Source organism: Dactylosporangium sp. NPDC049525 (assembly GCF_040676755.1).
Taxonomy (GTDB): Bacteria; Actinomycetota; Actinomycetes; order Mycobacteriales; family Micromonosporaceae; genus Dactylosporangium.
On sequence record NZ_JBFAPO010000012.1, the window covers coordinates 1 to 23,345 of the forward strand.

At 67.8% G+C, this 23,345-nt stretch carries 17 protein-coding genes; 14 read left to right on the top strand and 3 right to left on the bottom strand.

Annotation, left to right across the window (positions count from 1 at the left end; genetic code table 11):
* Together AB0K00_RS19215 and AB0K00_RS19220 are read right to left on the bottom strand one after the other, a co-directional pair.
* Positions 1-1,069 (bottom strand): AMP-binding protein (locus tag AB0K00_RS19215; RefSeq protein WP_363522469.1); only part of this gene is annotated, 1,069 nt, incomplete at its 3' end.
* A 14-nt stretch (positions 1,070-1,083) separates the two neighbouring features.
* Positions 1,084-6,516 carry a type I polyketide synthase gene (locus tag AB0K00_RS19220; RefSeq protein WP_363522470.1) on the bottom strand — a complete coding sequence of 1,811 codons (5,433 nt, stop codon included), beginning with the start codon at positions 6,514-6,516 and terminating at the stop codon, positions 1,084-1,086.
* Here AB0K00_RS19220 and AB0K00_RS19225 point away from each other — a divergent pair.
* From AB0K00_RS19225 to AB0K00_RS19255, 7 genes are all read left to right on the top strand, one after another.
* Positions 6,515-8,260 carry an FAD-dependent monooxygenase gene (locus AB0K00_RS19225; RefSeq protein WP_363522472.1) on the top strand — a complete coding sequence of 582 codons (1,746 nt, stop codon included), beginning with the start codon at positions 6,515-6,517 and terminating at the stop codon, positions 8,258-8,260. The two genes, AB0K00_RS19220 and AB0K00_RS19225, sit on opposite strands and share 2 nt — an antisense overlap.
* 204 nt (positions 8,261-8,464) lie before the next feature.
* Positions 8,465-9,781, top strand: a complete 1,317-nt coding sequence (locus AB0K00_RS19230) for a cysteine desulfurase (protein WP_363522474.1) — start codon at positions 8,465-8,467, stop codon at positions 9,779-9,781.
* A gap of 14 nt (positions 9,782-9,795) precedes the next feature.
* On the top strand, positions 9,796-10,662 hold the full coding sequence (locus AB0K00_RS19235; RefSeq protein WP_363522784.1) for an SUMF1/EgtB/PvdO family nonheme iron enzyme: 867 nt from the start codon (positions 9,796-9,798) through the stop codon (positions 10,660-10,662).
* A gap of 88 nt (positions 10,663-10,750) precedes the next feature.
* Positions 10,751-10,945 (top strand): MoaD/ThiS family protein, encoded by a 195-nt coding sequence (locus AB0K00_RS19240; protein WP_363522476.1) that lies wholly within the window; start codon positions 10,751-10,753, stop codon positions 10,943-10,945.
* Positions 10,945-11,940 (top strand): quinone oxidoreductase, encoded by a 996-nt coding sequence (locus AB0K00_RS19245; RefSeq protein WP_363522786.1) that lies wholly within the window; start codon positions 10,945-10,947, stop codon positions 11,938-11,940. Before AB0K00_RS19240 ends, AB0K00_RS19245 begins: the two co-directional genes overlap by 1 nt.
* Positions 11,941-12,121: 181 nt before the next feature.
* A complete protein-coding gene (locus tag AB0K00_RS19250; protein WP_363522478.1) occupies positions 12,122-12,337 on the top strand; it encodes a hypothetical protein in 216 nt (71 codons plus the stop codon).
* Positions 12,334-13,731, top strand: coding sequence for a tryptophan 7-halogenase (locus AB0K00_RS19255; protein WP_363522480.1), 1,398 nt, complete (start codon positions 12,334-12,336; stop codon positions 13,729-13,731). The genes AB0K00_RS19250 and AB0K00_RS19255 overlap by 4 nt, the downstream gene beginning before the upstream one ends.
* Before the next feature lie 225 nt (positions 13,732-13,956).
* On the opposite strand, the gene AB0K00_RS19260 is transcribed toward AB0K00_RS19255, so the two are convergent.
* Positions 13,957-14,640 (bottom strand): helix-turn-helix transcriptional regulator, encoded by a 684-nt coding sequence (locus AB0K00_RS19260; protein ID WP_363522482.1) that lies wholly within the window; start codon positions 14,638-14,640, stop codon positions 13,957-13,959.
* Between the two features lie 1,611 nt (positions 14,641-16,251).
* On the opposite strand from AB0K00_RS19260, the gene AB0K00_RS19265 reads away from it, so the two are divergent.
* The 7 genes from AB0K00_RS19265 to AB0K00_RS19295 all read left to right on the top strand — a co-directional run bounded on the left by AB0K00_RS19265 (position 16,252) and on the right by AB0K00_RS19295 (position 23,274).
* Positions 16,252-17,052 carry an AraC family transcriptional regulator gene (locus tag AB0K00_RS19265; RefSeq protein WP_363522483.1) on the top strand — a complete coding sequence of 267 codons (801 nt, stop codon included), beginning with the start codon at positions 16,252-16,254 and terminating at the stop codon, positions 17,050-17,052.
* Between the two features lie 76 nt (positions 17,053-17,128).
* On the top strand, positions 17,129-18,382 hold the full coding sequence (locus AB0K00_RS19270; protein WP_363522484.1) for an acyl-CoA dehydrogenase family protein: 1,254 nt from the start codon (positions 17,129-17,131) through the stop codon (positions 18,380-18,382).
* Positions 18,383-18,429: 47 nt separating this feature from the next.
* Positions 18,430-18,858 carry an SgcJ/EcaC family oxidoreductase gene (locus tag AB0K00_RS19275; protein WP_363522486.1) on the top strand — a complete coding sequence of 143 codons (429 nt, stop codon included), beginning with the start codon at positions 18,430-18,432 and terminating at the stop codon, positions 18,856-18,858.
* A 591-nt stretch (positions 18,859-19,449) separates the two neighbouring features.
* Positions 19,450-20,067 carry a MerR family transcriptional regulator gene (locus AB0K00_RS19280; protein WP_363522488.1) on the top strand — a complete coding sequence of 206 codons (618 nt, stop codon included), beginning with the start codon at positions 19,450-19,452 and terminating at the stop codon, positions 20,065-20,067.
* A gap of 310 nt (positions 20,068-20,377) precedes the next feature.
* Complete coding sequence (locus tag AB0K00_RS19285) at positions 20,378-20,935, top strand: carboxymuconolactone decarboxylase family protein (RefSeq protein WP_363522490.1); 558 nt, start codon at positions 20,378-20,380, stop codon at positions 20,933-20,935.
* A gap of 48 nt (positions 20,936-20,983) precedes the next feature.
* On the top strand, positions 20,984-22,135 hold the full coding sequence (locus AB0K00_RS19290) for a M20/M25/M40 family metallo-hydrolase (protein ID WP_363522491.1): 1,152 nt from the start codon (positions 20,984-20,986) through the stop codon (positions 22,133-22,135).
* 11 nt (positions 22,136-22,146) lie between these two features.
* Entirely contained in the window at positions 22,147-23,274 is a 1,128-nt protein-coding gene (locus tag AB0K00_RS19295; RefSeq protein ID WP_363522787.1) for a glutamate--cysteine ligase, read from the top strand.
* Positions 23,275-23,345: the final 71 nt, after the last annotated feature.

A 23,345-nucleotide genomic window follows, 5' to 3' on the forward strand; every position in this document is an offset into this window, starting at 1 on the left:
GGGCGTTGGTTGGGGTGTAGCAGATGAGTCCTTCGGCCATGCCGTAGACCTGTTGGATGTGGCAGTTGAGGGCGGCCGCGATGCCGGCGGCGACGGCGGGGGCGAGAATCGAGCCGCCGACGTGCAGCGTCTGCAGGCTGGTGATGTCATGTGGACTGCTGGCGGCCTGTGCCACCCATTTGAGAGCCACGGCCGGCACCGCCGACGTCATGGTGACGCGCTCGCGCTCGATCAGCTCGAAGACCTGAGTGGGCCGCGGCGACGGCGCCATCACGACCCGTCCGCCGCCGTACAGCGTGCCCAGGATGCCCGGATTGGCCAGCGGAAAGTTGTGACCCGCGGGCAGCGCGGTGAGGTAGACCGTCTCGTCGTCGACCCCGCAGGCCTCGGCGCAGCAACGGACGTTGTACTCGTAGTCGTCGTGGGTCCGCCCAATGAGCTTGGGAACGCCTGTGGTGCCGCCAGAGAGCAGGAACAGCGCCACCTCCGAGGACGCGGGCGCCAGTGCGTCGAGCCGCTGGCGTCGCACCGCGACGTCGCCCTCAGTGCTCAGCAGCGCACGGACGTCGACGCTGTCGGCGCGGACGTTGTCGCCGACAACCAGAACTCGGACCGGCCCTGGCAGCATGGCTGCCACGTGATGCGCGAGATCCTGGTGGTCGAAGAATCGCCATACGTCGGGCACGATGACGGCCTTGGCGCCGACGTGGGCGCCGATCGAACCCAGCTCGTACTCGCGGTGCGACGGCAGCATCATCACCGGCGCGACGCCTGCGCGGATGCACGCGAGTGTCACCACGACGAACTCCCAACTGTTGGGCAGTTGCAGCAGCACGCTGTCGCCGCGCGTGAGCCCGGTGGCCGCCAGCCGATCGGCCAGCGCATCGGCTCGGACCGCGAGGTCGTGGTAGCTCAGCCGTACGGCGCCGTCGACGACGGCGATCCGCTCACCACTGCGCTCGGCCCACTGCCACAGCAGAGACCCCAACGGCTGGCCGCGCCAGCATCCGTTTTCGATGTACGCTGCGACCCGGTCGGCGGGCCAGCTCGCCTGTGCGTCAGTCTTCATTGCGTCCCTTCCGGTCAGCACGGCCACACATCCCCTGAGATCACCTCGACCATGAGCGTGGCGACCGCATCGATGGTCGGCCTGTCCCAGAACAAGGTCGCCGGCAGTGGAATCTGGAGCTTGCGTTCCAGAGCGCCGCGGATGCGCACCGTCATGACCGAGTCGAGACCCATCTCCAGCAGCGGCCGGCGGGCGTCGAGCTCGCCCGCGTTGAGCCCGGTCTCCTCGGCCACGCTGGTGCGGATCACCTCGGCGATGTGGTCGTAAAGCTCCTTCCCCGTCAGCTGCGCCCACGGTTCGGTCGACTCCGCCGACTCCGCCGGGACCGAGGCAGCCAGCGAGAGTTCGCTGAGCACCGGCAACCGGCGGTTGCTCTGATCCGGCGCGAGTGTGCGCAGCACAGCGACATACGGCAGGTCATGGCGCTCGGCCACCTCCCAGGCCGCGAACGCTTCGTCCGCGCTGATGTCCGCGGTACCGCGGGCCTGCAGTTCGACATCGATGGCGGCAGACGACGTCGACATGCCCAGCCCGCGCCAAGAGGTCCAGCCGATGCTGATCGTCGCGGAATCGCCCTGGCTGTGCCGGTGCACGGCGAGCGCATCGAGGAATGCGTTCGCGGCCGCGTACGTGCTCTGGCCCGGCAGGCCGAGCATCTGGCCGCTCGACGAGAACAGCACGAAGAAGTCGAGGCTGCCGGCGGGGAACAGCTCGTGCAATACCAGCGCACCGTCGACCTTGGGGCGCATCACGTCGTGCACGGCGGTCTCGTCGACCGTCTCGAGTATGCCGTTGGCGACCACGCCGGCGGCGTGCACGACGCCGCAGATCGGGGGCAGGCCGAGGGCGTCGGGGCTGAGGCGCTCGGCGGTCTGCCGTGGGTCGGTGATGTCCAGCGCGACCGTGACGACCGTGACACCCGCCCGTTCGAGCGACCGGACGGCGTCCACCTGGGCCCGTAGCGGTTCGTGTTCGACGGCGTCCCAGGTGTCGCGGGCCGGGAGCCCGTGACGCCCCACAAGCACGATGCGGCGGGCGCCGCGCCCGGCCAGCCAGTGGGCGACGCGCAGGCCCAGAGCGCCCAGACCACCAGTGATCAGGTAGGTGCCCTCGGACCGGCACGCAACTGGCGGCCGGACCGGTTCGCCGCGCAGCTCGTGCAGGCGGGGCACGGCCAGCGCGCCGTCGCGGATTGCGATCACGTCCTCCCAGCGCATCGTGGCGATGATGTCGACAACGGGGGAAAGATCCGTGCCGTCGACGTCGATCACGCCACCCCAGACCTCCGGGTGCTCGCCGCCGATGATGCGGCCCAGCCCCCACAGCGGCGCGTAGACCAGTGCAGCGGTGGCGGTGCTCTCCTTGACGCCCTCGGTCATGCACCACAACCGGGCCGGTTTGACGTTGCGGTTCCGGGTCAACCGTTGCGCGGTACGCGTCAGCAGCCAGGTTCCGCGTGTCGCTGCGGCGGCCGTGCCGAGGCTGTGCTTTGGGTCGGGCACCACCAGCACCGTGTGTCCGGACACAAGGTCGTCGGCGCGGAGTTCCGTCGCGTCCGCGACGACCCGATGCTGGACGTGCGCGCGGCTGAGTTCCGTGTGCAGACGGGTTCGCAGGTCACTTGCAGGCCCGACCACGGTGATCCGGAGTGATCCGGCGGCCGGTGCCGGATGCTCGACGGGCGTCCAGCCGACCTCGTGGACCAGCGTCCGCGGGTTGACGGTCGCGCTCTCGGCGCGGTCGAACACCCCGTAACGCAGCCCGGAGATCCGGCCGAGGACTTCTCCGTCGACCGTGCTGATGTCGATGTCGACGGTGTCTTCGCCGGTGACGACGGCGCGCACGTGGGCCTGCGCCGGCGGGACCGATGTCAGTCTCACGTGGTCGATGTGCGCGGGCATCCGCAGCACGGGCGGTCCGGTGAACGACACGGACGCAACGGAGAACGCCGCGTCCAGCACCGAAGCCCAGGTGCCGTGGAATGCCGCGCCTCCCGCGTCGACGGTCGCGGCGATCGACCGCGGGCCGCCGTGCAGTTGCAGCAGCCGCCAGGGGAAACCCATCGCTGCCACGCCCAGTTCGGCAAGCCGGCGCACAACATGGTCGGACGGCAGTGGCGCAGTTTCGGCGGCGCCGGCGGCGTTTGCGGGGGCCGATTGTTCCGGTTCATGCTGCACCACGGGCGCGACCGACGCCGTGGTGTGCGTCAGCCACTCAGACTCGTCCTCCTTCGAGGAGGCGAGTCGCGTGGACAGCCGCACCGTGCGGTCCTGCAGCACCACCTGTACCTCACGGGGGTTGGTCAGACTGACCGGGGTACGCAGCGTGACGTCGACCAGGTCGGACCACCCGACCGTCTGCGATGCCGCCGCCAGAAAGGTGTTCAGCAGCACCGCAGCCGGGACGATCTCGACGTCACGGACCGGATGGCCGCCCGGATACGGCCGAGAATCCAGCTCGAGGTGCGTGGTCCACACGTGCGCTGGGGTACTGGCGTGCACGGCAATCCGCCCGCCGAGCAGCGTGTGGCTCAGCGGGTCATGTGTCTGGGCCACACCGGAGACCGGTGCTGGCTCCGCGGCCCAGTACCGTCGGTGCTGCCAGACGGTGGTCGGCAGGTCTACCAGTCGCCCAGCGGGATGCGGCTGGGACCAGTCGATCCGTGCACCGTGGCAGTACAGCAATGCAAGGCTGTCCAGCAGCGCGGCTTCTTCAGGGCGCCTGCGGCGAGTCGAGTGAGTGACGCAGGTGTCGTCGATCCCGAGGTCCTCGAGGACCTCATTGATCGAGTGCTCGACCACGGGGTGTGATGCGATCTCGAGGAACAGCCGGTACCCGTCCTTCACCGCAGCCGTGACGGCCTGGCTGAACATGACCCGGCCGCGCAGGTTGGCGGCCCAGTAGGCGCCGTCGCGGCGGATCGTCGAGCGCGGGTCTTCCATCGCCGTGCTGTAGAGCACGGTGGTCGGCGCAGCCGGTTCAAGGTCGGCGGCGGCCGCGGACAGGTCGGCCAGGAGCGGGTCCATCTGCGGCCCGTGGAAGGCGACGTTCGAGTCGACCTCACGGACCAGGAGACCCTCAGCCCGCCACTGCTGCAGCAGCGTCCGCACGGCGTCGACACCGCCGGAGATCACAGTCGACTTGGTCGACGCGGCGACGGCGGCGGTGACGTCGTCGCCGCGGTCCTGCAGCCGGCGGTCGACATCGTCGGCCGGGAGATTCACCATGGCCATGGCACCCCGACCGATGACGCGTCGCAGCAGCAGTGATCGCCGGCACACCAGCCGCGCCCCCTGTTCGAGGGTGAGCACGTCCGCGGCGACCGCTGCGGCGATCTCGCCGACGGAGTGGCCGATGACCGCGTCAGGACGGACGCCGCGAGCGCGCCAGAATGCGCTGAGCGCCGTCTGCATCGCGAAGATCATCGGCTGTGCGATGTCGACGGGCTGCGCGAGGGTAGCGTGGATCGCTGCACGCAGCGAGACGCCCATCTCCTCGGCGAACAGTGGTTCGAGCCGGTCGATGACGGCCGTGAACGCCGCATCGTGGTCGAGCAGCCCGGCGCCCATGCCGATCCACTGGGACCCGTGCCCGGAGAACACCCACACCAGTCCCTGCCCGGCACCCGGCAGTACCCGGCCCTCGACCGCCGACGTGCCGAGCTCGGCCAGGTCGCGTAGCCGGGACACCAGCTGCGGCCTGTCAGCGGCCACGACGACGCGACGATGCGGCAGGTGGGCGCGGCGGCGGCTGAGTGTGTAGGCCACGTCCAGCAAATCGTCCGTCGCGGTTTCCAGGTGATCGGCCAGCCGGCCGGCGAGCCCCTGTACTGCGCTCACGCTGGCACCGGAGAGCGGGTACGCCAGCAGGCCGGACTCGGGTGGTCGGGTCACGCCGTCGTTGCGCTGCTGGGCCGTGTCCGGGTCCGGCGCCTGTTCGAGGATGACGTGGGCCAGGGTGCCGCCGTATCCGTAGGCAGACACGCCGGCACGGCGCGGCCCGTCGGTGTTCAGCCAGGGCGTGGGCCGGTCGACGACCTTCAACCCGCAGGTGTCCCAGGAGACGACCGGCGTTGGCGTGTCGATGATACTGGGCGGGATCAGGGCGTGGTCCAGTGCCAGGACGGCTTTGATGACCCCGGCAATGCCGGCGCCGGCTTCCAGATGACCGATGTTCGGCTTTGCCGAACCGATGAGGCACGGCCGATCGGCGGGCCGGGCCGCACCGAACACCTCACTCATCGCGGCGACCTCGAGCGGGTCGCCCGCCCTGGTGCCGGTGCCGTGCGCCTCGACGTAGGCAACGGTGGCGGGATCGACGCCGGCCGTCTCGTATGTTCGGCGCATGAGGTGTGCCTGTGCCTTGCCGTTCGGCGCCATGATGCCGTTGGTGCGCCCGTCCTGATGCACGGCACTGCCGCGGATCACGGCCAGGACCCGGTCGCCGTCATGGTGGGCGTCGCGCAGACGTTTCAGCACCACCACGCCGGCGCCCTCGCCGCGTCCATAGCCGTCGGCCGCCGCGTCGAACGACTTGCTGCGGCCGTCCGGAGACGTGGCGCCAGCCGCGTCCAGCACCATCGACAAGCCCGGTGCGGCCATCACGAGGACGCCGCCGACGATCGCCAGCGGGCATTGCCCGGCCTGCAGGGCCTGCGTGGCGAGATGAATTGCCACCAGGGAGGACGAGCACGCTGTGTCGACCGCCATACTCGGCCCGCGCAGGTCCAGCAGATGTGAGATGCGGTTCGCCACCGCGCAGTAGGCGCCACCGATGCCGCTCCACGCCTCGATGCCGGGCAGATCCTCCAGCAGTCGTCGGCCGTAGTCGTCGGCGCCGACCCCCATGAACACCCCGGTATCGGTCCCGGCGATGCGGTGCGGCGAGATCCCGGCGTGCTCAAGTGCCTCCCACGCAAGCTCGAGCGTGATGCGCTGCTGTGGGTCCATCAACTCAGCCTCGCGTGGGGTGATCTCGAAGAAGTCGGCGTCGAACCCCTGGATGTCGTCGAGGAACGCCCCGCGGCGCGTGACGTTTCGCAGCGCCTTGCCATGCTTGTGGCTCTGCGAGCCGTACCAGTCCCAGCGGCCCGCCGGAAGATCTCCTACGGTGTCGTCGCCGGCGAGCAGAAGCTGCCAGAATTTCTGCAAGGAGTCGACGTTCCCGGCGAATCTGCAGGCCATCCCGACGATTGCGATGGGTTCGGGGAGGTTCATCAACACTCCTTCACTCGCCGGGCAGCGAGATGACCAGGCGAGCCGTATGAGGGCGCACGGGGTAGTGCTTAAACCGTGCTTGGTCGCGATTGCCGCGCGCACCTTCGTGTTTGCGCGCGTCTGCGGCGCGGGGCACATCGGCGGCATCGCGCATCCACAGAGGTGAAGGTGTGCTGCTTCCTGTCGACGATGGCGGCGATACAGGTCCGGCACGGCGACGGGAGCCACCATGCGCAACGAACACTCCGGCCGGGTCACGGTCGCCGGCGGCGGCCCAGCCGGCCTGTTCCTGGCCCGGATGATCGGTCTGGTCTCGCCCGACGTACACGTCGACGTGTATGAGCGCAACACCGCGGATGAGAACCCCGGATTCGGGGTGGCGCTGAGCGACCGGTCACTGGCCGGCATCGCCGAACACGATCCGGAAACACACGAGCAGATCATGCGGGCCGCCGTGACGCTCACCGGCGTCCAGGTCCGTCTTCCCGGTGCGGTCATGCGGTACGACGGCTTCGCGATGGCGACGATCTCGCGCCGGATCCTGCTGGACATTCTGCGCGAGCAGGCCCAGCGGGCCGGTGCCCGGTTGCACTTTCGGCACGCCGTGGATCCCGTCGGCCCACGCCCGCAGTCCGAGCGCGACCTGCTCGTGATCGCTGACGGCGCGGCGTCGCGCCTCCGCGCCGCGCGGGCGGCAGAGTTCGGCTGCACGGTGCGCCTAGGCCGCGCGCGCTACATCTGGCTCGGCTCGCATGCCCAGTTCGGTGACGTCGCGACCTTCGCCTTCGCCGCGACACCGTTCGGCGCGGTGGCCGCGCACGCGTACCCATTCGGCGATGGGATGAGCACCGTCGTCATCGAGATGGACGAGGCGACGTGGCGTGACGCCGGTTTCGGGCCGAAGGACGGCGCGGATGACGCGGCGGTGCCAATCGGCCAAGCCGAACTCGACGCGCTGTCGACCATGTTCGCAGTGCACCTGCAGGGCCATCCGTTGATCAGCCGCAACAACCGGTGGCACCGGTTCGCGGTGGTCCACAACAAACGCTGGTCGTCCGGTAGCACCGTGCTGCTCGGCGACGCGGCGCACACAGCGCACTTCACCATCGGGTCCGGCACGAAGCTGGCCATGTACGACGCCGTCGCGCTCGCCGCTGCACTCGGCGATCACGACGACACCGCGACCGCGCTGAAGGTGTATGAGCAACGCCGCCGCGGCCCGGTCGAGCGGGTCCAGCGGCGGGCCGCGGCCAGCATGCATTGGTGGGAGACGTTCGACCGGCGGATGAACCTGCCGGCCGCGCAGTTCGGCCTGCACTTCCTGACCCGCGTCGCTGGCTTCTCCTATGCCGACCTGCGGAAGCGATGCGGCGAACGGGTCGCCGAAGCCGAGACTGCATTCCGCGAACGCAGCGGAGCTCCGCTGGACGGGTGCCCAATCGGCACGCCTGACGTGATCGACGCGCCGCTGCAGCGTGGCTCGCTGCGCCTGCCCAACCGGCGGGTGTCGACGACCGGGGGCGACGACGGTGCAGGGCTAGTGCTGTTGTGCGAGGGCGACGTTCACACCGGTACGGCGCTCCGTGCGGTGCTCCGCGGTAGGCCGAACGCGCACACCCACGTCCGCCCCGCTGCCGGAGGCATCGAGTTCGTCGAACTGCACTGCCCGGCAGACGCTGAATCGTCCGGCGTGGCGGACCTGCTGGTGGCGCAAGCGGTCGGATTCGCCGCCAGGGGATTCGTCGGTGTGCTGGTGCATGGGCTGGACTGGCAGGGCACGCTTGCCTGCGCCAGCCGGATCCGAACGGAGACCGGACTTCTGGTGGCGGTCGGGGTGCCCGCGACCTGGATGAGTGACCAGCCCGATGATCATGCTAGCGAGTCATGGCGTGACCGGATTCGGCTCGCGCTCATCACCGGTCGCGTCGACCTGGTCGCTGCTTTGCCGGCGGACACGGCGTACGGCGATGCGTGAACGCCTGACACCTGGGGTGTGCGCCGGGGCGTTCGGGAAACGCACTTGGCAAGGTGCCCCGGCCTGCACCTGGTGCGACGGTGAAGGCTGTGCCGGTGCCGGCTCGCCGGCGAACCCGTCCAGCCGGCGTATGACGAACGAGGATGCCTCCTTGACGCCGTTGACGGCCGCATCCGAGACCCTTCAACAAGGAGCGCGGAGGCCATGACCACGACGATCAGAACCCAGAACGCGACGCTCAACCTCGACGCAGTACGCGCCGACTTTCCGATTCTTGGCCGAGAGGTCAATGGTCATCCGCTGACATATCTCGACTCCGCGAACACCTCGCAGATGCCGATCCTCGTGCAGAACCGGATGCGCGAACACCAGCGGCGGCACAACGCCAACGCCGCGCGGTCGGCGCACACCCTCGGCAACGAGGCCACGGAGGCGTACGAGGGGGCTCGGGGCAAGGTCGCGGCATTCATCGGTGCCCGCACCCCCGAGGAGGTGGTGTTCACCAAGAACTCGACCGAGGCGATCAACCTGGTGGCGCACACGTTCAGCGCTCCGGCAGCACAGCGGATCATCGACGAACGCTTGGTCCTGCGCCGAGGCGACGAGATCCTCGTGTCCGAGATGGAGCACCACTCGAACCTCGTGCCGTGGCAACTGTTGTGCGATCGCACTGGCGCTACCTTGCGCTGGCTGCCGCTGACCGACGACGGCCGGTTGGATCTGACCCGGCTGGACGAGCTGGTCAACGAGCGGACCAAGATCGTGTCGATCGTGCACATGTCCAACATCCTCGGTACCGTCAACCCTGTCGCGCCGATCGTGGCACGGGCCCACGCCGTCGGCGCGCTGATGCTGCTCGACGCGTCGCAGTCGGTGCCGCACATGCCGATCGACGTCACGGCGCTGGACGTGGACTTCGTGGCGTTCAGCGGTCACAAGATGTGCGGACCGACCGGCATCGGCGTGCTGTGGGGTCGGGCCGAACTGTTGGAGCTGATGCCACCGTTCCTCGGCGGCGGCTCAATGATCGACGTGGTCTCGATGCGCCACTCGACCTACGCCCACCCACCCGCCCGGTTCGAGGCCGGAACCCCGCCGATCCTTTCAGCCGTGGGACTTGGCGCCGCGGTGGACTATCTGTCCGGGCTCGGCATGACCGCGGTCGACCGCCACGAACGGGACCTGACCGCGTACGCCTTGACGGTCCTGCAGGAGGTGCCGGGGATGCGGCTATACGGCCCGACGACCACCCTGGATCGCGGTGCGGTGATCTCGTTCAACGTCGACGGCGTGGAGCCGGTCCGTCTCGGCAGCCTGCTGGACTCGCTCGGTGTGCAGGTCCGTGTGGGCCGGCACTGCGCGGCGCCGGTCTGCACGAGATTCGGCGTCACCTCGACGACGCGGGCGTCCTTCTATCTGTATACGACCACAGCCGAGATCGACACGCTCGTGAACGGGCTCATGCTCGCGCACCGTTGGGTGTCCGATGGTCGCGAGCCGCATCGCGGGAAGACACGATGAGCGCGGGGAACGGCATGGACGCGATGGTGACGGTGCCCGGTGGCCGGTTCGACCAGGGTTCGCCGGAATGGGTGTTGGACTGGCTCATGACACAGGACCAGACGTTGCCGCGGATCTGGTTCGGCGACGAGACACCGCCGACCACACAAGTTGTCCGCCCGTTCCGCATGGACAGATTCCCGGTGACGAACGCGCAGTTCGACGAGTTCGCCCGGGCCACCGGCTATCTGACCGACGCCGAACAGCGCGGCATGAGCATGGTCTACACCGACGTTGGATGGCAGGAGCGGGAGCAGGTCTCCTGGCGTAGGCCGGGAGGTCCGGGCACGTCGATCACGGGCTACGAGCATCATCCCGTGGTGCACATGTCCTTCCCCGACGCCGAGGCGTATGCAAGCTGGGCCGGCAAGCGTCTGCCGACGGAGTCGGAGTGGGAGTTCGCCGCCCGCGGCGCGGAGTTTCGGATCTGGCCGTGGGGCGATCGGTGGGACGAGCACCTGGCCAACACCGCCGAGCTGCATGCGGGCACACTCCGGTCGCTGGAGCAGTGGCAGGAGTGGTGGCGGGCGATGTTCGCCAAAGACGGCCCGATCCCGCGGACAACGCCGGTCGGGGACATGCCACACCGTAGCCGCAGCCCCTTCGGCTGCGCCGATCTGGCCGGCAACGTCTACGAGTGGACCTCGACAGTGTCAGGCCTGTACGGGCCCGACTCGGTGTGTGACCCGACAGTCCGCCTGACGCTGGGCCGGTACCGGGTGATCCGCGGCGGATCGTGGATGAACTTCCGTTATCAGGTCCGATGCAGCGAACGCATGCACGGCGACCCCAGCGGTTGGTCAACATTTGCACACGGATTCCGTTGTGCGAGAGATCTGTGACGAAGGAGGAACGAGCATGATCAGTATCGTTGTGCCGTCAGTATGGACGAACGCCGGACGCACCAGATTTTCCGGCACGGAGGGTCCGTTGCATGACGTCATTCGGCAGTTCGCCATGGACAACCCGGAGTTTCACCGCCGGCTGCTCGATGGCGACAACCAGCCGTTCACGTACCTCAACATCTGTATCGACGATGCGATGATCCCGCGGGACCTGCGTGCGCAGACGATGGTCGAGGCCGACCGCACCGTCACGATCATCTCGCCGATGGCGGGTGGGTGATGCAGCAGGTCGTCACCTACCGCCAGGGGCCGCCCAACGTGCTCACGCTCGTCGACGTTCCGGCACCGTCCCCGGGGGCCGGGGAGGTCCTGGTTGCTGTGACCGCTGCCGGCGTCAACTACCTCGACATCCTGCAACGCTCCGGCGCATACACTGTCGCTCTGCCGTTCGCGCCCGGTGTGGAAGGCAGCGGTGTCGTGGCGGCGGTTGGCGCGGATGTGCACGACTTCGCCGCAGGTGACCGTGTCGCCTGGGTCGGTTCCGGCGGCGCATACGCCACACACTGCGTGGTCCCGGCGGAGCGGCTGGTGCGGGTGCCCTCCGAGGTGGACCTGGCCGACGCGGCGGCCGTGCTAATCCAGGGGATGACCGCACATTTCCTCGCCAACGACGTCGTGCCCTTGACGGCCGGCAACACCGTGCTCGTGCACGCAGGCGCCGGTGGTGTCGGTGGGCTGCTGACGCAGTTCGCGGTCCAGTACGGCGCGACCGTCATCGCGACCGTCTCACGTGCCGACAAAATGACTGCGGCCCGGGCCGCGGGAGCCGCACATGTCGTCGATTACTCTGCCGGGTCGTTCGCTGAGCAAGTGCTGCACCACACGGCCGGCGGAGTCGACGTGGTCTATGACGCGGTCGGCGCCGCTGTGGTCGATGAGAGCATCCGGTGTCTGCGGCCACGAGGCACATACGTGCTCTACGGACAGAGCGGGGGAGTGGTGACGTCGATCGACCCTCGTGCGCTCAACGCCCGAGGATCGTTGTTCTTCACCAAACCGTCACTGAGCCACTATGACCGCGCTCCAGCCGACGTAGTGCGCCGTGCCGGGCGGGTGCTTGCCGGCGTGGTCGCCGGCCGTCTGCGGCCGCGGATTCACGGCCGGTACCTGCTCGCTCGCGCCGGGCAAGCGCATGCCGCGCTGGAGTCGCGCGCCACGGTCGGCAAGCTGCTGCTTTGTCCCGAGCCGCGGCCAGCGGAGCCGGCCGTCGCCTGAACGCAAACCCGCACACCGGCAACGCGGAAGGTGAGCATGGCGGTGCGCCGCTGCGAGGATTCATGCGTCGGTCAAGGTGATCGCCGTCTGCGGACCAGTCACAGGAGGCAACATGTCGGATGTGGGATTTCCTGATGTCGACGGGCATGCGAGTCCGAGCAGGCGCCGCCGTCTCAGCAGGATGCTCGTGCTGGTGTCGGTCGTGGGGGTGGCCGCGATGTTGGTGCGCCGCGGCGTCGGTCTGCGTCGCCAGCGGGCGCTCGACGTGGGCCATCTAATCGTGCAGGAGCTGGATACGTCCGACTACGGCGTCAACTTCCAGGAGCCGCCGCACGAGGCATCGGGGCCCGGGTCCGCCGATCCCAAGGCGCGACGTGTTGCACGGGACAGCGCATGATCCCGCGCAATGAGCTCGACGTCGACGTGCTCGTAGTCGGCGCGGGACCCTCCGGTTCGACACTTGCCACGCTGGTGGCACTGGCAGGTCACCGCGTGCTGATTCTGGATCAGGCGTTGCCGCGCCATGCGGGGATGCTCGAACTGCTGCCTCCAGCCACGGTCCACGGCGTGTTCCGCTTGACCGGTGCAGAGGCGCTCCTGCGATGCCAGGAACACACCGAGAGCCACGGGGCAACCCTGTGGGGGTGCGCCTGGGGCGATCCGTGGTCTGTGCCGTTCGCCGCTGCGCCGCATCGTTCCAGCGACGCCACGACGGCGCACCACGTCGAACGTGCGCAGCTCAAGAAGATCTTGACCGATGCCGCCCGCCGGCAGGGCGCCGAGTTCCGTGACCAGTGCACTGTGGTTGACCTGTTCGAACAGGACGGCAGGGTCGCTGGCGCCTACTGGGTCGCCTCCGACGGTGTGCGGCGGCGCACCACCAGCCGGTACGTGGTCGACGCGACGGGTTTCGGAGGCAACCTCGACGGCGATGAGCCGACAGGGAACGACGCATTCACCACCTTTTTCAGCTACTTCACCGGTGCGCGGCGCACCAGCGCGTCCTGCCCGGACGACAGCTTTGTCGCTGCGTTCGACGGTGGGGAGTTCTGGTGTGTTCCGTTCGGACCGGATCTGACCGGTGTCCGCGTCGTGGTCCGCGACATCCCCAACATCTCCCGTATGTCCGATGTCACCGCGGACGCTGACGGCATCAGGCGGACGGTGCAGGACCTGCTCGATCGGTGTCCGGCCGCGGCCCAGTACCTTTCTGGCGGCCGGCCCGTCACTGAAGGTCGGTACGGCGAGGCAATCCGACGTACCGCGCGTACCCACGCGCGTCCGACGTTCTGGCGGCCGGGCCTGGTTCGGATCGGCGAGGCCGCATGCGTCGTGGAACCGTCGCTGGGCCGCAGCACCCACCTTGCGACGTTCGGTGCGCTGCAGGCGGCACGATCGATCAACACAGCGATGCTGGGCGGCGTCGACGAGCCGCTGCTGTTCGAGGAGTTCGAGGCTCGGTATCGTGCGGAATACCGCAGGCTTGCGGTTTCGCTCGATGCGCTGGCCAAGCCCCGGCAAGACGACAACGCGCTCGACGTCACCGGAGCTGTTGCCGGAAGGCCGGCTTCGAATCTCGAGCGGTTCGCTGAAGTACTTGGTGGGTTCTCGTCGCATGACCCGGTGCTTTGCGACGCCACGTGCTTTCGGGATCGTCGTGCTGCGCCTGCGTGGTTTGCCGACCTCGATGCCATGCGTCCGACAACGGCTGCCAGCGCACCTGACCCGTCTCGAGACCGCCGGCTTCTGGCGCTCAGCGTCGATGGCATACGGTGGGACTCCGGCTCCTGACACCCGGCGGATCCGGCTCTGTGCCCGGTTCCGCATTGTGCCGTGGATGCCAGGCCGGCAATGACGTTGGGCGCTCGCCGGCCCCAAATCCGTCCCTGTCGCTGTCATGGCGGCAAGGAGTGGTATCACGGGCCCGCGTCGGGACAGACCGAGTGCGTGCGACCGTAGCTCAGCCTCAACAACGTTCGTCAGAATGTCGCCTCTGTCCGCAGCCGCTGGCCGCTTTCAACACGTCACGCCGGGCAGGAACAGCAGTGTTGGTGGATCGACGTCCCGCCAGGTACGCAGCGTGACATTGACGGGCGGCCGATAGATGCCGACCTGTATGGGCAAGGGCCCGCTGCGTGCGCCGATCCCGCGGTCAGATCCTGGTGTGATGCATGCCGAGGCGGGTCCCACGGGGTATGCAACGAGATGCCATCGTCCCTTCGGCGGGTTGACGAGTCGATACGGCCCTGGCTGAGGCAGCACAGTCCAGCTCGCGGGTATCCCCTCCGCTATCGGTTGCGGGAAAAGCCCGACGAATATCGGGCCGGTTTCCAAGGAGCTGTCCGTGCGAACCACACCATGCACCATCGTGCCGCATCGGGGCGGCAGCCAGTTGATGAAAATCGGCGTCGGCGGGCGATGTCGCCCGCGGAAGGCTGCCGGTCCGACACCCACGCTGCGAGTGAAGCGCGCGCTGAAAGTGCTTGGACTGGCATAGCCAACCGACGTGCCGATGTCGGCGACCGTGTATCTGGTGCTCAGAAGCAGGCGTTTCGCTTCTTGGATCCGCACGGCCGACATGAAGTGTCCGGGGGAGATGCCGGTGATGCTCCGAAATATTCGGGTGAAGTGATACTTGCTGAATAGTGCGGCCTCGGCAAGGCGGTCTATGGTGACACTTTCGCTGACATGGTTGCGCATGACAGCAATCGCTCGTGTCGCTGCCTCTTCTGCAGGCAATCTGCACCCCCGTGCTCCGATGTGCATGCGTTGGGCGGCGTAGCAAGCGTGAGTGGTGAGTGCCACTCCCCATTGTTTTCTGCGGTCATGTAGACTGTCGCGAACAAAGGTAGGACACGATTGTTACATCGAGCAACACTTGAGTGACGCGCTTGCATGCCTTAGGGTAGAGACCAGGGTCTATGGCATGCGGGGATGACGTTGGTGGAATGCGTGGTCGCGTTCACCAGCGGAGTCGTATCGGATTCCTTGATCAACGAACCTTGCGGCACTGGTGCCCAGGTCGTGGAGTCGTGGACCAGCAGGCCAATCCAGATGGGCTGTTGCACCGCGTCCGTACGGACGCAATCCTCGGGCGGCAATCGGTCGCCCTGACGTCGGGCCGGAGACGTCTTCGGTCGCACGGACGTGGTTGCGGGCCTGTCCTGTGGTTCTCGCCGAGGAGATGTGCGGGGATGTGGCCCGATGGCCGCCATCGTCAGGTCCGCCGGGCGCGAATGTTGGTACAGCCATAGGTTGCTTGCCCGAGGCGGTCCCGCACCTCATCGTGCTGGCCGTGTAGAGCGAGCCCGGCCGGTCCGGCCGTGTGATCGAAGCTGTGTCCAGGCCGGCTTCGGCACGTGCGCCTCCGCGACGGCAGAGCTCAGGCGCTGGTGTCCTTGTGTTGCCGGGTGTTCGACTCGGGGACAAACTGGTTCGCGAGCTCGTGCCTGTCTCACTGCGGCGACCGGAATCGGCCGACTTTGGTTGCACGACTCGCGCGGTGATGTGTTCGGCCAGGCATGCACGTGCAGGCGAGCGTGCATTTTCATCGTGGCCGTGGCCCGATGTGCTGCAGATCCGTTACGCTCAGGTTGATGTGATACCTGCCCCGCTCGGCGCTCTTACTGAGTGCCATGTGGTGGCGTCTCATCTGGGCAGGTGTCGGCGCCCAAGGCGGAGGCGTTGACGCAGGTGAGAGGGGATCGCGCCCCGCTCGAATGCAGAATGCGGATGCGCCACCGTCGATACGCTAGGTAGCGGTCCGGGATTTCTCTCCGTAATGTGTTCCTGCACCCTTCGGGCACGGAGAGGTATCGTATGTTTCGCCGCGCTGGGTGCCGGTTGTCGTTTTTTGCAGTATGCCTATGTCGCGTCTTGCTGGTCGGGGTAATCCCGCCCGCCACCCAACTCGTCGGTGGGTACTTGTTCAATCGTGCTGACTGATCGCAATTTCTGAGATGCCCGCCAGTGATCACATTGGCAGGATCATCCCTGTGCCTCAACAAGAACCAATAGACGACTGTGGTTCTTCTGGGACATGAGTCCGCCCCTTCGACAACGATGCAGCGCGGTGCCGATTCCGGGCGCCTCGACGTGTCATTGGCCTGCTTACGGATCACCTGACCAATCGACGAGGTCGCCGAGCGAGTGGGTGGTGCCGGACGCCGGCGGACGCATCCGATGGCGACAGGCAAGGAGCGGCGAATGGTCTTGTGGCATCGAACCCACTGACCACGGGTTGTCTTTGCGCATTCACCTGCGCTATTTGGTCGGAAGTCGTTGAGTATGACAATGTCTTCTGGGGGGGCTGTGGAAAATCATTTTGAGCTGGCGGTGCAGCGTTCACTCGACATGATGCGGGACAACATCGGTGAGGACCTGACGGTCGACGACATGGCACGGGCCGCCATGTTCAGCAAATTTCACTTCACGCGGGTCTTCCAGCGGGTGACCGGCGTATCGCCCGGCAGGTTCCTGTCGGCCATGCGCCTCCAACGGGCGAAGGACCTCTTGCTCTCGACCTCGATGAACGTGGCCGACATCAGCGTCAACGTCGGTTACAACAGCGTGGGAACGTTCAGCACACGCTTCACGCGCAGCGTGGGACTCGCGCCGACGGAGTACCGCCGCGCTCGTGGCGTGAGCCACCTGGTTCACCTCGACGCAGAGGACCAGAGCTCCTGCAACGCCGACGGCGTCGTCTCAGGGACGCTGTCGATGCGTTCGTCGGCGGAGATTGAGGTCGCCTTCGTCGGCCTGTTCGCCAGCCGAATTCCGGAAGGCAAGCCGGTGCGCTGCACGATCATGAGCGGCTCCGGAGAGTTCATCATCGACAAAGTGCCCAGCGGTGTGTGGTACCTGCTCTGTCAGGGCATACCGCGCCGACCCGGCGAACTGCGCGGCATCGGCGACTGCCTAGCGTCGGTTCCCTTCGTGGCAAGTGCCGGTCCGATTCTGGTGCATGCGAACTCGGAGGCAATCGTGCATGTGAGGCTCGGCCCTGCGCGGGTGTTCGATCCGCCGCTGCTGCTCGCCCTGCCGGATGTGCGTACGACGTCGACCACCACGCACAGTCGGCTGCACGCCGGGCTGATGCCGCAGGCAGCCTGAAGCGCCATACCGGCGGAACGGTAGCGCTTGCGCAACCCCCCTGTGATGCCACCTGGACCTGCAAAGGAGCCACCCTGTGAACGCTGAACCGCCCACCCCCACCGAACTCCGCCGACGTGCAAGCGACCTCGTGCCCCTGCTGCAGAAGTACTCGACCTGGTCGGAGGAGAACCGCCGTATCCACGACGAGGTCATCGAGGCAATGGCGGCCGCAGGCATATTCCGCATGCGTACGCCCGTGCGCTACGGCGGGTACGAGTGCGACACCAGCACCCTCCTCGAGGTCGCCGCTGAGCTCGCCCGCGGCGATGCCTCGGCCGCTTGGGTGGCCTCGGTGTACTGGATCCCCACGTGGATGGCGTCACTGTTCCCGGACGGGACCCGCGATGAGGTCTTCGGCACCGCTGACGTGCGCATCTGCGGAACACTGAGCCCGACCGCGATGGCGGCCCGCGCACCCGGCGGCATCGTCATCAATGGCAAGTGGAGCTTCATCACCGGCGCCTGGCACAGCCAGTGGCAGGAATGCATCGCCGTCGTCATCGACCCGACCGGTCCGCCCCGTCCAGTCGTGGCGCTCGTGCCGATGTCCGAACTGCACATTGTCGACGACTGGCAGACCGCCGGCCTCCGGGGTACCGGCAGCGTGAGCACGATCGCCCAGGACCTGTTCGTGCCCGAGGCCCGCGTGCTGCCACTGGAGGTGGTGATGCAGGGCAAGGGCATCAGCACGCCCCCTGCAGACGTCTTCCAGCCGCAGGTGCGCATGCACCCGCTCGGGCTCGTCCCGGGCGGACACGACCAGCCGCGGGGAGCAGAGGGATCCATCTACAGGGCACCATTGCTGCCGGTGGCATCCGCCTCGTCCGTCGGGACCGCGGTGGGGCTTGCCCGCTCTGCCTACGAGGTCTTCATGGAACGCGCTGGTGACCGCAAGATTACCTACACGGACTATGCCCACCAGCTGGAAGCCCCGCTGACGCATCTACAGGTCGCCGACGCCGCCACGACGATCGACGAGGCCGCCTTCCATGCGCATCGTCTCGCCTCGACGGTAGACGCCAAGGCGGCCGCGGACGACGGCTGGTCGTTGGTCGACCGTGTTCGAGCCCGGGCCGACATGGGTTCGGTCGTACGCCGCGCGACCGACGCCGTCGCCGTCCTGGCTGATGCGAGCGGAGGCACGTCGAATCAGCTCGCGGTGCCGATCCAGCGAATCCGCCGCGACATGCAGGCACTCGGCCTGCACGCCCTCATGCACCCGAATACGAACGCGGAGCTCTACGGACGGGTCCTCTGCGGCCAGTCGCCGAACAGCCAGTACGTGTGACGGCCGGAACAACCCTGGTCGAGGCCGATCGAGTGAAGGAGCCACAGATGAGCACCAGCACCCCCCAGAAGTCCGGGCCGTCGGCCGATGACCAGGCCGCGGTTGCCGCGCTGCCGGCACGGATCGTCGCCGCCTGGGCGGCCCAGGACGCCGACGCATTCGCGGACGTGTTCGACGAGGACGGCACCATGATCCTTTCGGGCGTTTTCATGTCCGGCCGCGAGGCGATTCGCACCTTCATGGGGGAGTCGTTCGCCGGTCCGTACAAGAATTCCCGGGTCACCGGCGACCCCATCGGTCTGCGTTCTCTCGGCGCCGGCTTGTGCCTGCTGTTCACGGAAGGCGGCGTGATCATGGGCGACGACACCACGGTGCGGGCGGAAAACACGATCCGCGCCTCCTGGCTCTGTCGCCAGACGGAAAGCGGATGGCGTCTCGCCGCCTATCAGAACACGCCTCGCGACGCCGCCAAGTAGGCACCGGTACGGAACCTCGCCGGGTGGGTCCAAGGCCGGCCCACCCGGCGTGCATGTGCCGTTCGTCCAGCCGGGAGGCGGTCGGGCATTGGCTGACCGAGCGGCCAGGAGATCGTGGGTTTGCTGCGGGCGCTGATACTGGATCGACGTCTGCTGTGGGGCCGTCGACTGACCCACGTGATGTCGACGACGGGCAGGCCCCCCGCGCGGCACGTCGCCAACCGACGCCCACCACGGACCTGGAACGTCGCGGGTGCCGTGCCCGCCGAGTCCGGCCTTCTGCCCCAGCTGGTATACCCAGTTGGGGCAAAAACAATTTTCGTACGGAAAAGGCCCAAAACGCTACGAGAATTGCTGGGGCATTGTCATGAAAATATCTCAGGGCAGGGCGACGGACAGTGATGACGTGCGATTCTGGCATACGAACGCCAGTTCGTACGACGGTGATACCTGCTGGTCAGCGCGATATTTCCGGTGATCCGGTGGTGCGTTGCCCACCCGGAATGTTGCATGGAATGAACGCCGTTGATCGATGCCGTAAATGACGGTAATATGCCAGCGACAAGCGTCGATGTCTCTGGCGGGGGCCGCATGCGAATCTCTGATCTCAGCCGGCAGAGCGATGTTCCGGTAGCAACGATCAAGTTCTATCTACGCGAAGGTCTGCTCCCGGCAGGTGTGTTAACTGCCCGCAACCAGGCCACGTACGACGATTCGCACCTGGGGCGGCTCCGGCTCATCCGGATCCTCACGACGGTCGGCCGTATGTCGCTGTCCTCGGTCCGCGAGGTGCTGGCGGCCGTCGACGCGAAGAGTTTGACCCTGCAGGGCCAGTGTGTTGCGGTCAACCGGGCCCTGATGCTGGACCAGACCGGAACCGCCTGGCAAGAGGTATCCATCGCGGAGGTCGAACGGGTGCGCGGATTCCTCCGCGAACTGGGCTGGGCAATCGCTGCCGACGCACCCGGCGTCGGTATGCTCGCTCAGGTCCTGGAGGCACTGCAGCGGTTAGGCTGGAAATGCGGAGTGGAGATCCTCGCACCGCACGCCCGTGCCGCCGAACACGTCGTCGAGCACGAGCGGCAGTTCGTACCCGACTTCCCAGCCGCCAGCGCAGTGGCCTGCGCCGTGCTGTTCGAGGTGGCACTGGTAGCCCTCCGCGGCCTCGCCCAGGAACACATGTTCGCCAGCCTCGACACGGTCGCGTGAGTCTGCCTCGGCTCCCCAGGACCACGCGTCCGCACCCGCTCGTAGCCCTCACCCGAGAGAGCGGCACCTCGGTGTGACACCTGTCAGCGCGACGCCGAGCCACACACGACGCAGCGCCCACGGCCGGCACCACCCCGCCGCTGAAATCTGCCGCGGTCGACATCGTAGGCATCCGACCAGTGCGCCACCCCATGCACGCCGACGTCTCCAGCACACCGCACGAATGAACTACTGGTCCGGTCGCCGGAATGAGATCGTGGCTGCGGCATCGGCACGCCGGCGGTGTCAGCTCACACCGAAAGGGATGATCATGGCGCACATCGATCTCAAGGTCGACGAGAAGCAGTTCCCCGGCATCACCGGACCGATGCAATTCCGCCCCGAGGCAGCGAAGCCGCTCAACGAACTCGCCGAGGTGCTGCTGCGCGCCCCGAACTCGCTGCCGGCCGGTGAACGGGAGCTGATCGCCGCCTACGTGTCCGGGCGCAACGACTGCGACTTCTGCTGCGCATCGCATTCGGCGTTCGCCGCGGTGCAACTGGAGCAGGGCTACGCGCTCGTCGACCAGGTGCGCACCGACCTCGACACCGCACCGGTCTCGGCCAAACTGCGGGCGTTGCTGCGCATTGCCGGCGCCGTGCAGATCAGCGGCCGGGAGGTCACCACCGAGCTGGTCGCCGCCGCCCGCGCAGAAGGCGCGACCGACGTGGAGATCCACGACACGGTGCTGATCGCCGCCGCGTTCTGCATGTTCAACCGGTACGTCGACGGCCTGGGCACCTTCGCACCCGAGGGACGCGACGCCTACGCCGAGTCCGCACGCCGCATCGTCGAGGACGGATATGGACACGCATCCCCGGCCGCCTGAGCACACATAAGGGTGAGCACGCCTCGCTTCATCCGCAATCGTCGCTAGATGGACCGCGGACACCGCCTACTGCACGCCGCGCAGCGGTTGCGCGCAGACATGCTCGACCGGCTGGGCAACCTCGTCGCATGCGAATCGGCGCCGGGCTCCCTGCCGCACCTGGAGTCCTGTGCCGGCCTACTCGCCGACTGGGGATCACAGGCCCTCGGCCGGCCCGCCCGGCGGGTCGTGATCGACGGCCTGCCGCACCTGCTGTGGCCGACCGCCGACCAGCAGGTGCTGCTGCTCGGCCATTTCGACACGGTGTTCCCGGTCGGCACGATCCGGTCGAGGCCGTTCACTGTCGTAGGAGACCGCGCGACAGGACCCGGCGTGTGCGACATGAAGGCCGGCATCGTACAGATGCTCGCCGCACTGCGGCTGATCGAGGACACTTCCAGAGTCGGCGTCCTGCTCACCTGCGACGAAGAGACCGGATCCGTCACGTCCCGCGCGTTGATCGAACGCGAGGCGAAGCGCTCAGCAGCGGTGCTCGTCTGCGAGTCGGCGACCCCAGAAGGGCACGTAAAGGTGGCCAGGAAGGGCGGCTCCGTGTACAGCCTCACCGTCCACGGCCGCGCTGCGCACGCCGGCGTCGAACCGCAGCGCGGCATCAACGCCACAGTCGAGGTCGCCCATCAGATCCTTGCGCTGGACGCGCTCGGGACGACGAACAATGCCGGCACCACCGTCACGCCGACCCTGCTGTCCGCCGGTACGACCACCAACACGGTGCCCGACAGCGCCCGTCTGGCCGTGGACGTGCGGGCCTGGACGAAGGGCGAGCTCGAACGCGTCGACCATGCCATCCGCGGACTGGTGCCATTTCTCCCCGACGCGAGGCTCGCCGTCGGCGGCGGAATCAACCGGTACCCGATGCCGGAGGCACTCGCGCGGCCACTGCTGGAACTGGCCCGCACGACCGCCCGCGGACTCGGCATCCCGGACTTCGCCGGTGCATACGCCGCCGGCGCGTCCGACGGCAATTTCACCGCCGCACTCGGTGTGCCGACCCTCGACGGCCTAGGCGCGGTCGGCGGTGGAGCACACGCAGCCGATGAGTACATCTGCATCGATCGCATGCCGGAGCGCGCGGCGCTGCTGGCCGGCCTTGTCGACACGCTGTGCGCAGAAGGGCATCGCATCACGAAAATCCCGTAGCGTGCGTGGGCATGACGAGCATTGCAATGGTGGGCGTCGAGGAGGAATTCCTTGTCGTGGACACCGCAGGCGAGGTCGTACCGGAGGCTGCGGCCGTCGTCGACCTCGCGCGTCCGGCGCTCGGCGCCCGGGTCGGCGGCGAGATCACCAAGCTGCAGATCGAGACCCGCACCGACCCGGGCCGTGACCTACGTGTGCTCGGCGCGCAGCTTGCCGAGGGCCGTGCCGTCGTGCAGTCCGCTGCCCGGTCGGCCGGGCTACGCGTCATTGCGAGCGGTTCGCCGGTGCTCGGCCGTGCCGTGCCGCCGCCGATCACCGAAGGACCGCGCCAGGATCTTGGCAACGCGACGTTCCGAGGACTGCACGACGAACTCGCGATCTGTGCCGTTCACGTCCACGTGGAGGAGCCCGACCGGGACCGTGCCGTGCTCATCAGCAATCACCTGCGCCCGCACCTACCGGTGCTGCTCGCCCTCACAGCCAACTCACCCTACTGGTCTGAACGCGACACCGGATACGCGAGCTGGCGCGCGGTGACCTGGGGACGCTGGCCGGTTGCCGGCCCGCCGCCGTTCTTGACCTCGGCGCGACAGTACGACGAGCACGTGGACCTGCTGCGCGATGCAGGCGCACTGGTCGACCGAGGCACGATCTTCTGGGACCTGCGCCTGTCGGCGAATCATCCCACGCTGGAGGTACGCGTCGCCGACGTGCCCGTCACCGCCGAGGAGTCCATGGCACTCGCCGCGCTGGTCAGGGCACTCGCCGCCGTTGCCGGGCAAGCCGTCGACCGGGGCGACGAGGGGCCGCAGCCGCTGCCTGAGCTCATGCGGGTCGCGTACTGGCGGGCCGCCCGTGACGGGATGAGCGGCCATGGCGTCGACGTCACCACGGGACGGCTGCTTCCGGCCGGGGCTCTCGCCGACCGGCTCGCCGCGCTGGCCTGGCCAGCGCTCGAGGAAGCTGGCGACGGCGAACTGGTCGAGGAGTGGCTGGCGCGGCTCGGCACGCACGGAGACGGAGCGACCCGCCAGCGCGCCGCAGCGGCGAAGCGCGGCCATCTCACCGACGTCGTCGACGAGCTCGCCGCCAGTACAGCGCCGGATGTGCTCACCCGCGAAGTCAGCACGTCTGCATAACGACGAACCGCCAGGTCTCCGCAACGCTTGGAGGGGCCGGCCGCCGCGCGGCGACCGGCCCCACCGATCAA